Genomic DNA, 12515 nt, shown 5'->3' with positions numbered 1-12515 from the left:
TCAGCTCACGACTCCGGTCATGACGGCGACGGGTATGGAGGTGAAGCCCACCGTCAGCACCGCTGCGAGGACGTTGGCGATGGTCTTGAGGACACGGTCGCGGGTCGCCTTTCCCGCACCGAGCGTCTGGGCCGCGCTCCAGAAGCCGTGCCGGATGTGGAGCCCGAGGGCGAGCATGGCGACGATGTAGACGGTGTTGCCGTACCAGGTGGAGAAGGTGTCGATGACGTTCTGGTACGGCTTCCCGGACTGGAATCCGCCGGGGTGCGCGGTGCCCGTCGTCAGGTCGAGGATGTGCCAGACGATGAACAGGGCGAGGATGATCCCGCCCCAGCGCATGGTCCGGGTCGCATAGCTGGCACGCGGCTTCTTGTGGACGTACGCGGCGGGGCGGGCCCTGATGTCGCGGCGGCTCAGCTGGTACGCCGAGACGGCGTGCAGGACGACGGCGGCGACGAGCACGACACGGACGATCCACAGGGCCCACTCGTAGTGCAGGACGGGCTCGCCCATGGTCCGCAGCCAGTGCGCGTAGTGGTTGAACTCACCGGATCCGAAGAAGATCTTCAGGTTGCCGATCATGTGGGCAACCAAATAGAGGAGCATGACCAGACCGCTCACGGCCATGATCGTCTTCTTGCCGACGGACGAGTCCCAGAGCGTACGCGTCATGGACGGCCGTCGGTCCGTCCGTGTTGCCAATGCCATGGACACGACGCTAGGGCCGAACGGCCCCATCAGTCCAAGACATGAACCGGCTCATCTCCATAGCCGTTCCCTATCGAGGCCGCTACGCTGGGTGTATGCAGTTCCAGCAGCTGACGTACTTCGTGGCCGTGGCGGAAACCCGGCACTTCACCCGCGCCGCCGAGGAGGTGCATGTCTCGCAGCCCTCGCTCTCCCAGCAGATCCGGGCTCTGGAGAACGAGCTGGGGGCGGAGCTGTTCAGCCGGGCCCGCGGCAACATCACCCTCACCGACGCGGGCGAGGCCCTGCTGCCGCTGGCCCGCCGCATCCTCGCGGACGCCGACACCGCACGCCACGAGGTGCAGGAGCTGGCTCAGCTCCGCCGGGGCCGGGTCCGGCTCGGCGCGACGCCCAGCCTCTGCACGGGCCTGCTGCCCGACGTGCTGCGCGCGTTCCACGACCGGCATCCGGGGATCCAGCTGCTGCTGGAGGAGGGCGGTTCGCTGGACCTCGTACGGGAGCTGGCGCGCGGGGCACTCGATCTCGCCCTCGTCGTGCTGCCGCTGCCCGCCGCGTCTCCCGCGCTCACCACGGTCGAGCTGCTCCAGGAGGACCTGGTCGTGGTGTCGTCGGCGCGGGCGCCGCGACCCGGCCGGGGCGGCAGCGTACGGATCACCGACCTTCAGGGGGAATCCCTGGTGATGTTCCGGCACGGCTACGACCTGCGCGAACTGACGGTCGCCGCCTGCCGGGCGGAGGGCTTCGAGCCGTCGTTCACCGTGGAGGGCGGCGAGATGGACGCGGTGCTCGGCTTCGTCCGGGCGGGGCTCGGGATCGCGGTCGTGCCCAGCATGGTCGCCACCCGGGCCGGCCACGACCTGCGGACCACGCCACTGGCCCGCCCCGGCCTGCGGCGCACGATCGCGCTCGCACACCGCAGCGACGTGGCGCCGCCGCGCGCGGCCCGCGAGCTGCAGCAGGTGCTGCTCGCCGGCCGCACGGGCTGAGCCGGCCCGGGTCCGCCCGTCACGCGGCCTCGAACGCACCCCGCCCTCGAACGCCGGACGGGCCCGATTCCGTACCGATCGAGCCCGTCCGGCCCCTTCACACCGCGTCGGCCAGCAGCAGCGAGTGGATCCGGTCGGGCGCACCGGGCCGGGCGTAGTACCACCCCTGCGCCGTGTCGCACCCCAACTCCCGCAGCTGCTCCGCCTGAGCCCCCGTCTCCACGCCCTCCACCGTGACCGCGAGGTCCAGGCTGTGCGCCAGCGAGACGATTCCCTCGACGATCTTCAGATCGACCGGGTCCGCCGGATGCTGCTGCATGCCCTGGGTGAAGGAACGGTCCAGCTTGAGCACGCTCACCGGAAGCCGGCGCAGGTTCGCCAGGTTCGAGTACCCGGTGCCGAAGTCGTCGAGCGCTATGTCGACGCCCATTTCGGCCAGTTGCCGCAGCGGCTTGAGCAGATCGTCGTCCGCGCCGATGAGGGCGGACTCCGTGACCTCCAGACACAGCGCCCCGGCTTCGAGGCCCGACCGCTCCAGCACGTCGACCGTCTCGGCGACCAGCCGCGGATGGTGCAGCTGGGTGGGCGAGAGGTTGACATTGATCCGCAGCGGACCGCCGTCGCTGTGCCGCTCCTGCCAGAAGTTGGCCTGGCGCACGGACTCCTCCAGCACCCAGCGGCCGAGCGGCACGATCAGCCCGGTGTGCTCGGCGAGCGGGATGAACCGGTCGGGACCGAGCACCCCGTGCTGCGGGTGGCACCAGCGCACCAGCGCCTCCGCACCGTGCACCGTGCCGTCGCCGAGGTGCACGAGGGGTTGGTACTCGATGAAGAACTCACCGCGTTCCAGAGCGGCCGGCAGGGCCGTGGTCAGCCCGTGCCGGGTGATGGCACGGGCGTCCGCCTCGGCGTCGGCGAGCTCGAAGCGGTTGCCGCCCGCCGACTTGGCCCGGTACATGGTGATGTCGGCGCTGCGCAGCACCTCGGCGGCGCTCCGTTCACCGGCCGGCCCCTCGACGATCCCGATGGATCCGCGTACGGTCAGCTCCCGGCCTTCCAGCCGGATCGGGGTGCCGAGCACGCCGAGGATGCGGCAGGCCAGCTCGTCCACCTCCTTCTGGGTGTCGGGGCCGGTGGTCAGGGCCACGAACTCGTCGCCGCCGAGCCGCGCGACCATCTCGCCGGGCGCGGTCGCACAGCTCTGCAGCCGGTCGGCCACCTCGACCAGCAGCCGGTCTCCCGACGCGTGGCCGAGGCTGTCGTTGATCGCCTTGAAGCCGTCGAGGTCGAGGTAGCAGAGACCGAAGCGGCTGCCGTCGTCGGCGGAGAGTGCCTTCTCCAGCCGTTCGAAGAACAGCGTCCGGTTGGGCAGGCCGGTGAGCGCGTCATGGGTGGCCTCGTACCGCAGCCGCAGGTTGAGCAGTCTGCGCTCCGTGGTGTCCTCCATCAGCGCCAGCTGATATTCCGGCCGCCCCTCGGAGTCGCGCAGCAGGGACACCGTCAGGTTGGTCCACAACACCGTGCCGTCGTTGCGGTAGTACGGCTTCTCGACCCGGTAGTGCTCGCGTTCGCCGCGTACCAGCTCGCTGTAGTACTTCCACACCTGCGGCGAGTCCTCGGGGTGGACCCACTCGTTGAGCCGGTGGCTGCGCACATGGTGTTCGAGCCCGCCGAACATCCGGGTGAGGGTGTCGTTGACCTCCAGCACACGGCCGTCCAGGTCGGCGATCCCGATGCCGACGGCCGCGTCCTTGAAGACGGCGCGGAAGCGCGCCTCGGTGGCGTGCAGTGCCTGCTCGGCGTCCGAGCGGGCGGTGAGCGCCGAGCGGGCGATGGCCTCCTGTTCCGCGAGGGTCCGCTCGCGCAGGGCCTGGGTGAACCCGCCCGCGAGGGCGTGTTGTATCCGGGCGCAGCGGGCCCTGCTGTCCTCGGTCGACAGCGCCGTGGCGCCGTTGCTGCCGCAATAGAGCACGAGGTACGAGTCGATGACGCCGAGCGTGCTGCTGAGCGCGTCGGGATCCATGCAGTGCGCGGCGACGAGGGCGGCGCCCACCTCGCTCGCGGGCGCCGCGTCGAAGGGCCGCGCGTGCAGGATCTCACTGAGCCCGCGGGCCAGCGGCAGCAGGTGCTGTTCGAACTCCGTGCGCGTCATGGAGGTGGCCGTCGAGGGGAAGGTGGCCCTGCTCCAGATCGTGGCGAATCTCCGGAGCCGGTCCTCGGGGCCGTCGGGCTCCGTGTCGGGCCCTCCGGACGACTGGGCGGGAATGCTCACGCCTTGCGTCCCACTCCCGCGAAGCCCGAGAAGGCGAATGGGTCCTCCTGCTCCGGCGCCAGGGGGGTGTCGGGACGCCAGTCCGGCATCGACACGAGTCCGGGCTCGACCATCTCGTATCCCTCGAAGAACCGGGCAACCTCGTCGCGCGACCGCATGACCAGGGGGCTGCGGATGTCCTTGTAGACGCCGACCGCGCCGCCGGCCTCCTCCTGGGAAAGCGGAATGCCCTCGTACGAGGCGTGGGTGATGACGACGAGGCTGCCGGGGGCGAGGGCCTCGCGCAGCTCCGCGACCGCGGTCTGCGGGTCGTCGGCGTCCTCGATGAAATGGAGTACGGCGACGAGCAGCAGGGCCACCGGACGGTCCAGGTCGAGCAGTCCGGAGATCTCCGGGCTCTTCACGATCTCCTGCGGGCGACGGAGATCGGCGGCGGCGATCATCGCCCGCTCGTTCCCTTCGAGTACGGCCCGGCTGTGCGCGACCGCGACGGGATCGTGATCGACATAGGCGACCCGGGCCTCGGGGTCGGCCGTCTGTGCGACTTCGTGCACATTGCCGAAAGTCGGTATTCCGGAGCCGATGTCCAGAAACTGGGTGATGCCCTCGCTCACCGCATAGCGCACGGCCCTGCGCATAAAGGCGCGATTCGCCTGCATGATCTTGGGGAGCCCCGGCATGAACTCCATGGCCTTGCGAGCCGCTTCCCGGTCCACCTCGAAATTGTGCGATCCGCCCAGATAGAAGTCGTACATGCGAGACACGCTCGGCACCGAAATGTCTATGCCTTGCTGTGCCCAGGCGGGACGCTCCATCGATGTCTCCAACAAGTCGCCACGGCGATCCGGCCATGTTCATGGTCAGTGTTGACCAGAGGCTACTGATCGCCCGCCAGGAGAGCGAGCGGAAACGGAAATTAGCCGTCCGTTATTGGTCACACACCAGTGGCATGTGCAACCGCCCCGTCGCTGCCTGTGACAGGTGGCCACGGAGCGACCCGGAGAGGCACTTCTGCGTTACATGGGGCGCCCACCGGTTCGACACCCGGGGGCACCGCGTACCATGTGGCCCCGATAGCACGGCGGTTGATGTCTCCGGGCTTCACATCACCGGAGGAGATCCGGAAGGAGTCCGGAGAACACCCCCCAAAAGGTATGGACCTACCGGCAGTCAATGACTTGTCACTTGAGTTTCCTCGGGCCGGCCGAAGGCGACAAAGCCCTGGACGGCGACGCCTTTGACGTCATTCCTTGCCAATGGGGCAACAGCCGCCAGCGCGGACGCCTACCAAGTGCCGCCCACATCCCGCACATTGGCGTGCTGCACAGCGACCAGTGGCATAGCGGTGCGCCGGCGGATCCGCATTGGTGAGTTGCCGGGCCGTCGAAGCGGCAGTGCGTGAATCCCCTGCCGCTCGGGTCAGTTGTGGCGCGCGGAATTTCTCGGGGCCGCAAACACCCGGCGCCCCAGGTCCCCACCATCAGGGGAATCCGGGCCGTTCCGGGCGTGTCCCGCGAGCGGCCGGAACATGCTCCCCGTCGTGTACGGATCACTCATAGGACGGCTCACGACAGCCGTCGCACTCCTCTGGCTGCTGTCCGCCCCAGCCCCTGCCGCGGCGGACAGCTGCGCGTACGCCTCCATCGGTGAGGGCGGCGGGAATTCGGCGTTCGCCGTGTCGGGCAGCGGTCACTGCCACGCGGGCCCGTCGCCCGAGCCGACCCCACGACCCGCGCCGCCACCCCCGTCCCCGACTCCTCCTGCCCCTCCTGCCCCTCCTGCCCCTCCGCCTCCTCCACCGCCTCCACCGCCTCCACCGCCTCCGCCCCCGCCGCCGTCTCCCGCACCGCCGCGACCGGAACCGGTCCTCGCGCCACCGCCCCCCTCACCCTCGCCATCCGTACGCCCCACGCCTCCCGCACCCCGGCCCGTGGCGCTGCCCACCTACCGCAAGCCGCCGCGCAAGGTCCCGCGGCGCGGCACCTCCCTGGTCACCCTCACCCTGCTGATCACGGCGCCCGCGGTGTTCGCCGTCGCCGTACTGCGTCCCCGCTCCCGATGACCTCCGGAGAAACCCATGTCGGAATGGCTTGTTCTCACCCTCGCGATGATCGCGGCCAGCGCCGTCGTCCTGACCATCGCCGTACTCAACAACCGCCGGGTCCGAGAGGATGACGACCCGTCCGAGACCCCTGACGTCATCGAGTACATGACAATGATGATCGGCGTCGTCTACGCGATCGTGCTGGGCCTCGCCATCGCGGGCGTCTGGGAGGGCCGCAGCTCCGCCCAGGAGTACGTACGCCAGGAGGCCCAGGCCCTGCACGAGGTGAGCGTCCGCTCCGCCGTCTACCCTGCCGAGGTGCGCAAGCGCATCCGCGCCGATGTCGACGCCTACGTGCACTTCGTCGTCCACGACGAGTGGCGGTCGATGACCGAGCACGGCTCACTCGACGACGAGGGGTCCCGGCTCCTCGCCCGGGTGCGCGCCGATGTCACCGGCTACCAGCCGAAGAACGACCACGAAGGGCAGGCATATCAGCCACTGGTCGACGCGGTCGCCGCGGTCGACGACGCGCGCAGCGCGCGCGGGCAGAGTGCCGGTGCGACGATGCCGGGCGTGGTCTGGTTCGGCCTGATCACCGGGGCGCTGGTGACCATCGGGCTGATCTTCACGCTGCAGATCCGCAGAACGTTCCGCGAACTGCTGCTGGCCGGGCTCTTCAGCGTCCTGATCGCTTTTCTCCTCTTTCTGATCTGGGACTTCGACTCCCCCTTCGGCCGGGGCATCTCGGCCACCGCGGCACCGTTCCTCGACCTGTTCCCCGGCGCGGCAGGCGGATAGCGGTCCCACGAGGTGCGGGCGGTGCGCCGCTCGGGGGAAACCGGTGCCCCGGGCGGCGCACTCCGATCGCCGGTGAAATGTACGACTTCTAGCGTGTGGCCCGTCGAGGCGCATTTCTGACGCTTTGTGGAAAACCGTTCCGCAACTGCTCCTCGGGGAACCGGAGGATTCACCCATGCGTGCCATAGGCGCCGCACCCGTCGCCCTGCTCGGCGCCGCCGTTCTCACCCTGACCGCTCCGGCCGCGACCGCATCGGCCGAGACGTCGGGAGGCGCGTCCTCCGCGACCGGATACACCGTCACTCCGTCGGTGATCGCGCCGGGGAGCCAGGTCACCCTGGCCGCCCGGGGGTGCTCCACAACCGCAACGGCCGGCTCCGGAGTATTCGACACGGTCACCATCCCCAGGGGCGGCACCGCCGCGGCCACGGTCGACCGGGACGCGAGACCCGGCGCCGCCTACGAGGTGACATTCATCTGCAACACGTCGCCCGGCGCCACGGCGAAGGCCGGTCTCACGGTCGGCACGCCCTCCGCCGCCCCCACCGCGAGCGCCCCGGTCGCTCCGGCCGGTGCGCGGGGCGGAATCGGCGGTGGCATCGACCGGATGAACACCGCGCAGGTCGCCGCAGGAACGGCGCTGGCGGTGGTCACGGCCACCGTCACCATCTACGTGGTGCGCCTGCGCAAGGAGAGCCGCCCGCACTGAGAGCAGGGCAGTGCGGTCCGATACGCCCGTCGCCCCGGGTCCTGTCGCAGGACTCGGGGCGACGGGCGTATCGGGCCGGTGCCACCCGTTCGCCCTTCCCCGATCGCCGCCCGTCCGCCCGTCCGCCCGGCGCCCAACGTTCCACACGTCGCGGCGAAGGGAGCGCCCTGGGCCGGGACAGCCGGCGCGCCGAGCGGATCGGGACGCGCCGCGGGGCGCCCCCGCCCTGGCGGTGCCGGGCCGGCCCGGCTCCGGCGCGCAACGGCGCGGACTTCTCCCTGGGCCCTCCCCGGCCGGTCGCCGCCCCGGCCGCCGCCCGACAGGCAGCCGCCGGACCGGGCGTCCCGGACCCGGCGGTCCGGCCGCACCGGCCGCGCCGCGGCCGCTGAGTGCCGACCGCCCGCTCACCGCCGCCGCGGCACCGTGATCCGATAGCCCTCGTCGAGCAGTTCGGGCAGATACCGCCGCAGCGCGGACACGCTCTGCGAACGGTTGCCTCCCGCGTCGTGCGACAGCACCACGACGCCGGGCGCCGCCCCCTTCCGGACCCTGCGGACGATCGTCCCGGCACCGGGTTCGGTCCAGTCCAGCGTGTCGAGGGTCCAGGCCATCGGCTCCATGCCCAGCTCGGCGCCGATCTCGAAGGAGTTCCGGTTCCATGCTCCGTAGGGCGCCCGGTACCAGAACGGCGGAGTGCCGGTGATCTTCTCGATCACCTCGCTGGTGGTGCCCAGCTCGTCGCGGACACCGGCCCGGGAGAGCCGGGTGACCAGGGGATGGGTCCAGGAGTGGTTGCCGATGGTGTGACCGTCGCCGGCGATCGCGCGTACCAGGTCCGGGTTCTCGTCGGCCATCCCTCCGCAGACGAAGAACATCGCGCGGACGTCGTACTTGCGCAGCGTGGCGAGGATGCGGGGGGTGTAGAGCGGGTCGGGCCCGTCGTCGAAGGTGAGCACCATGGCGTGCCCGATCTCGGACAGTTTCTCGAAGGGCCTGGTGCGGACGGGTGGCGCCGCGGGCCGGAAGCGGGGCGGAGAGCCCGCGGTCATGGGCTGGAGCCGGTGGGCGGAGGGCAGCTCCCGGCGGACGGCCGGGGGCCCGGCAGCCCCCTCCGGGAGCTCTGCGGCGGGCCGGAACGGCGCCCCGGCCGGATCCGCGGCGATCACGCGTACGGCACCGGCGGTGCCGAGTCCGGCGGCCAGTCGCAGCAGCGCCCTGCGCCCCGGCAGCCTCTGGTCGTTTTTCATGACCAACTGCTCGCACGCCGTCCGGCCCGATCCGGTCAACGACACCGGCCACGGGGGGTTTTGCACCCGATGGGAGGACCGCGTCCGTGGCAACCGGCAGCTCCGTCCCGGACCGTGCCGCAGCCCGGGACGGAGCCCGCGCCGGGAGCGGATAGCCTCACTGCCGTGACAGACCAGCACCCCCACCAGTTCGAGCGTGGCACAGACGGCCCAAAAGTGATCGTCTCCGGCCTCGACGGCTCCGATTCCTCCATGCGTGCCGCCGCGTACGCGGCGGGCCTCGCCCGTCGGCAGGGGGCCGTGCTCGCCCTCGTCTACGTCCAGCCCGTGCTGCCCGCGGGGGCCGCGCTCGGCGCACCCGTCGCCGATGCGACCGGCGAGATCGCGGAGGAGCTGGTGAACGAGATCCGGCAGGCGACGGAGCGGATGAAGGACATATGGGATGTGCGCTGGGAGTTCCACACCTTCCGCGGTGACCCCTACAACGGACTCGTGACAGCGGCGGACGAGCTGAAGGCCGACGCCGTCGTGGTGGGAGCGTCGGAGTCCGCCGGGCACCGGTTCATCGGTTCGGTGGCGATCCGGCTGGTGAAGGCGGGCCGCTGGCCCGTCACGGTGGTCCCGTAACCGTCGCGGAATCCTCACCTCCGCCCGACGGCACGCCGTCTTCCGCACCGGCCCGGGCTGGGCCATCATGAGCGCCCGTCAGGGACAGCCGTCAGCGGAGAGGTGACTCATGGCCAGGCTTCGAGTGGGCGAGGGTGTACTGCGCCGCAAGCCGATCGAGCAGATCGACGAGAAGAGGCCGGCAGGGGACGTCACCACCCAGCTCACCAGAACGCTCGGGTTGTGGCAGCTCACGGCGATCGGCGTGGGCGGGATCATCGGCGCGGGTATCTTCACCCTCGCCGGCACGGTGGCGAACGGCACCGCCGGGCCCGCGGTGCTCGTCTCCTTCCTGATCGCGGGTGTGGCGAGCGCGGCGGCCGCCTTCAGTTACGCGGAGTTCGCGGGTCTGATTCCGAAGGCCGGTTCCGCGTACACCTACGGATACGCGGTGCTCGGCGAGCTGGTGGGCTGGTTCATCGGCTGGGACCTGCTGCTGGAGTACACGGCGATCGTCGCCGTGGTCGCGATCGGTATCTCCGGCTACTTCAGCTTCCTGCTCGGGGAGATGGGGCTGGACGTGCCGAAGTGGATGCTGGGCGCGCCCGGCACCGGGGACGGCCATCGGGTGGACCTGTTCGCCGCGCTGCTCTGCCTGCTCGTGGCGTACCTGCTGACCCTCGGCATCAAGAACGCGGCCCGCTTCGAAACGGTCGTGGTCGTCCTGAAGGTGCTGGTCGTGCTGCTCGTCATCGGCGTCGGCATGTTCCACATCAACACCGCCAACTACAACCCCTTCTTCCCGTTCGGGGTGAGCGGCGCGTTCACCGGTGCGGCCACCGTGTTCTTCGCGGTGTTCGGGTACGACGCCATGTCGACGGCGGCCGAGGAGTCCAAGGACGCCCAGCGGCACATGCCGAAGGCGATCCTGTACTCCCTCGGCATCTCCATGGTGCTCTATGTGGCGGCTTGTCTCGTGCTGACGGGGATGCAGAACTACAAGGAGATCGATCCGGAGTCCGGTTTCTCCACGGCCTTCAAGTCGGTGGGGCTCAGCCGGCTCGCCGATGTGATCGCGGTGGGTGCGATCATCGGCATCCTCACCGTGATGTTCACCTTCATGCTCGGCGTGACCCGGGTGTGGTTCTCGATGAGCCGCGACGGGCTGCTGCCGAAGTGGTTCGCCAAGACCCACCCGACCCGCCACGTGCCGACCCGGGTGACCTGGATCGTCGGCGCGGCATCGGCCGTGATCGCCGGGTTCCTCCCGATCGGTGAGGCCGCCGAGCTGACGAACATCGGCATTCTGCTGGCGTTCGTGGTGGTGTGCATCGCGGTGATCGTGCTGCGCTACAAGCAGCCCGATCTGCCGCGTACGTTCCGCACCCCCGGCATGCCGTTCGTGCCGGCTCTGGGTGTGGTGTTCTCGATCTGGCTGATCACCTTCCTCCAGTGGCAGACGTGGGTGCGGTTCGTGGTGTGGTTCCTGGTCGGTCTCGTGATCTATTTCGGCTACTCGTACCGGAAGTCGGAGATGGCGAAGACACCGGAGGCGGGTACCGGAACGGGAACGGGCTGACCCGGCGCCCGCACCGGCACCGCACCGCCCGCTGCCCGCCGCGCGCGGGCGACCGCCCCGGCGACCGCCCGACCGTTCACCGCACCATTCGCCGCACCGTGCGACCGCTCGTCGCACGGAGCCGCCCCCCGCCTGTTCCCCGGCTCCGCGATGCGTTCGGATACGGCAGTCGGCAGCGAAGCGGCACGGGCCTCCGCGGAGAAGGGCGTTCACGATGACCACGACGACCGATGAGCGGACCCTCGCGGATCTCCAGCGGGAGCACGGCCCCGCACTGTTCCACTTCTTGCTCGGACTGACCTTCGGCGACCGGCAGCGGGCCGAGGACCTCCTCCAGGAGACGCTGGTGCGGGCCTGGCAGCATCCGGAGGCCTTCGACGCCCCGTACGAGTCGATGCGGCCCTGGCTCTTCACCGTCGCGCGGCGTCTCGCGATCGATGCGCGCCGGTCGCGGCAGGCCCGGCCGGCCGAGGTCGGCGATGCCGTGCTGGAGGCCGCCGCGGCCGAGGAGGACACCGCCGAGGCCGCGGTCTCGGCCCTCGACGTGCGCGATGCGATACGCACCCTCAGCCCGGAACACCGCGCGGTCCTCGTCCAGATGTATTTCCGCGGGCTGAGCGTGGGCGAGACGGCTCGGGCTCTCGGTATTCCGGCGGGCACGGTCAAGTCCCGGTCCTACTACGCGCTGCGTCAGCTCTCCCGCAGCCTGCCGGGCTACTCCAGCAGGTCCTGCTCGCCCAGCAGGGCGAGGAGCGAAACGGCCTCCGCGACCTCTACGTAATCGGCGGCGCAGCGGTCGCAGCCCAGCAGGTGGCGGGAGACCGCGCGGGTCTCGCCGACCGTGAGCGCATCGAGCACATAGGCGCCGAGCAACTGCCGCACGTGTGGGCCCTCCTCGGGATCGGCCGTCATCGCATCCTCACGTCGTGGACGGATCCGGTCGTGACGGATCCTGTCCTTCTGGCCACGCGGAGCGCGCTCCCCCGGTTCAATGCTCCGTGAAGCCCGGTGCCGAGAAGAGGAAGGGGCGGGACGGGATGCGCCCGGAACGTCAGGACGGAACCAGTGGGGGCGGGCAGCTGCTGGTCCCGATGGCCTGGATGTACGCCGAGTACCTCGCCGACGAGCTGCTGCGGACGGGCGATCTGATGGAGCCCTCCACGCTGGAGTACCGCGCGGGCCGCGACGCGCTCGCGCTCACCATCTTCCTCTCCGACGGCGGGGTGGACGCCGCGCTGCCCGCGGCCCGGATGGACGAGCTGCGGCTGCTGACGGCATACGGGGCGGCCTGGCGCGGCTGGATCTGCGAGCGGCTCGATGCGCCGGAGGCGGCGGGGCCCGCGCCCCGCGGCACGGATCCCGACCTGGCGCTGGCCCGCGCCGCCTGGCGGTGGCTGGAGGAGACCGAGCTGCTCGCGGCCGACCTCGATGCGCTGGGTCCGCCGCGCAGGGAGCCTATGGGCGAGGGAGCGGAGGCGGAGGAGGCGGCCCAGGTGTGGACGCCGGCCTGGCAGCTGGGGCTGCCGCTCGGGCATCTGGCGGTCCATCTCCACTGAGCGCCCC

The 12515-nt window shown here is 70.7% G+C and carries 13 protein-coding genes; 8 read left to right on the top strand and 5 right to left on the bottom strand.

The genetic code is table 11. From position 1 onward, the window contains the following. The gene (locus ACIOMQ_RS31575) at positions 1-708 is read right to left on the bottom strand and encodes a succinate dehydrogenase (protein WP_362203012.1); all 708 of its coding nucleotides are present in this window, start codon (positions 706-708) and stop codon (positions 1-3) included. A 95-nt stretch (positions 709-803) separates the two neighbouring features. Between ACIOMQ_RS31575 and ACIOMQ_RS31570 the strand changes: the two genes are divergently transcribed. Continuing rightward, positions 804-1694: a LysR substrate-binding domain-containing protein gene (locus ACIOMQ_RS31570; protein WP_362203015.1), complete on the top strand. Its 891-nt coding sequence runs from the start codon at positions 804-806 to the stop codon at positions 1692-1694. A 97-nt stretch (positions 1695-1791) separates the two neighbouring features. Here ACIOMQ_RS31570 and ACIOMQ_RS31565 read toward each other — a convergent pair whose 3' ends face one another. Continuing rightward, the gene (locus ACIOMQ_RS31565; protein WP_362203018.1) at positions 1792-3966 is read right to left on the bottom strand and encodes an EAL domain-containing protein; all 2175 of its coding nucleotides are present in this window, start codon (positions 3964-3966) and stop codon (positions 1792-1794) included. Beyond that, positions 3963-4781 carry an SAM-dependent methyltransferase gene (locus ACIOMQ_RS31560; protein ID WP_402191327.1) on the bottom strand — a complete coding sequence of 273 codons (819 nt, stop codon included), beginning with the start codon at positions 4779-4781 and terminating at the stop codon, positions 3963-3965. The genes ACIOMQ_RS31565 and ACIOMQ_RS31560 overlap by 4 nt, the downstream gene beginning before the upstream one ends. 1115 nt (positions 4782-5896) lie before the next feature. Here ACIOMQ_RS31560 and ACIOMQ_RS31555 point away from each other — a divergent pair. The 3 genes from ACIOMQ_RS31555 to ACIOMQ_RS31545 all read left to right on the top strand — a co-directional run bounded on the left by ACIOMQ_RS31555 (position 5897) and on the right by ACIOMQ_RS31545 (position 7520). Then, positions 5897-6028: a hypothetical protein gene (locus ACIOMQ_RS31555; protein ID WP_351827172.1), complete on the top strand. Its 132-nt coding sequence runs from the start codon at positions 5897-5899 to the stop codon at positions 6026-6028. Between the two features lie 15 nt (positions 6029-6043). After that, the gene (locus tag ACIOMQ_RS31550) at positions 6044-6811 is read left to right on the top strand and encodes a DUF4239 domain-containing protein (RefSeq protein ID WP_362203025.1); all 768 of its coding nucleotides are present in this window, start codon (positions 6044-6046) and stop codon (positions 6809-6811) included. A 175-nt stretch (positions 6812-6986) separates the two neighbouring features. Continuing rightward, entirely contained in the window at positions 6987-7520 is a 534-nt protein-coding gene (locus ACIOMQ_RS31545; RefSeq protein ID WP_401757145.1) for a hypothetical protein, read from the top strand. A 404-nt stretch (positions 7521-7924) separates the two neighbouring features. Here ACIOMQ_RS31545 and ACIOMQ_RS31540 read toward each other — a convergent pair whose 3' ends face one another. Next, on the bottom strand, positions 7925-8767 hold the full coding sequence (locus tag ACIOMQ_RS31540; RefSeq protein WP_362203031.1) for a polysaccharide deacetylase family protein: 843 nt from the start codon (positions 8765-8767) through the stop codon (positions 7925-7927). 165 nt (positions 8768-8932) lie between these two features. Here ACIOMQ_RS31540 and ACIOMQ_RS31535 point away from each other — a divergent pair, with 165 nt between their 5' ends. The 3 genes from ACIOMQ_RS31535 (at position 8933) to ACIOMQ_RS31525 (ending at position 11733) form a co-directional block, all read left to right on the top strand. After that, positions 8933-9394: a universal stress protein gene (locus ACIOMQ_RS31535; protein WP_362203034.1), complete on the top strand. Its 462-nt coding sequence runs from the start codon at positions 8933-8935 to the stop codon at positions 9392-9394. A 109-nt stretch (positions 9395-9503) separates the two neighbouring features. Beyond that, positions 9504-10952 (top strand): amino acid permease, encoded by a 1449-nt coding sequence (locus ACIOMQ_RS31530; RefSeq protein WP_402191324.1) that lies wholly within the window; start codon positions 9504-9506, stop codon positions 10950-10952. 214 nt (positions 10953-11166) lie between these two features. Beyond that, positions 11167-11733, top strand: a complete 567-nt coding sequence (locus tag ACIOMQ_RS31525) for a sigma-70 family RNA polymerase sigma factor (protein WP_362203040.1) — start codon at positions 11167-11169, stop codon at positions 11731-11733. On the opposite strand, the gene ACIOMQ_RS31520 is transcribed toward ACIOMQ_RS31525, so the two are convergent. Next, on the bottom strand, positions 11667-11864 hold the full coding sequence (locus ACIOMQ_RS31520; RefSeq protein WP_362203043.1) for a zf-HC2 domain-containing protein: 198 nt from the start codon (positions 11862-11864) through the stop codon (positions 11667-11669). The two genes, ACIOMQ_RS31525 and ACIOMQ_RS31520, sit on opposite strands and share 67 nt — an antisense overlap. A gap of 125 nt (positions 11865-11989) precedes the next feature. Between ACIOMQ_RS31520 and ACIOMQ_RS31515 the strand changes: the two genes are divergently transcribed. Further along, positions 11990-12508, top strand: a complete 519-nt coding sequence (locus ACIOMQ_RS31515) for a hypothetical protein (protein WP_401988165.1) — start codon at positions 11990-11992, stop codon at positions 12506-12508. Positions 12509-12515: the final 7 nt, after the last annotated feature.

It is taken from the genome of Streptomyces sp. NPDC087845, from assembly GCF_044742755.1.
GTDB lineage: Bacteria > Actinomycetota > Actinomycetes > Streptomycetales > Streptomycetaceae > Streptomyces.
This window is presented reverse-complemented; position numbering and strand designations above follow the sequence as displayed.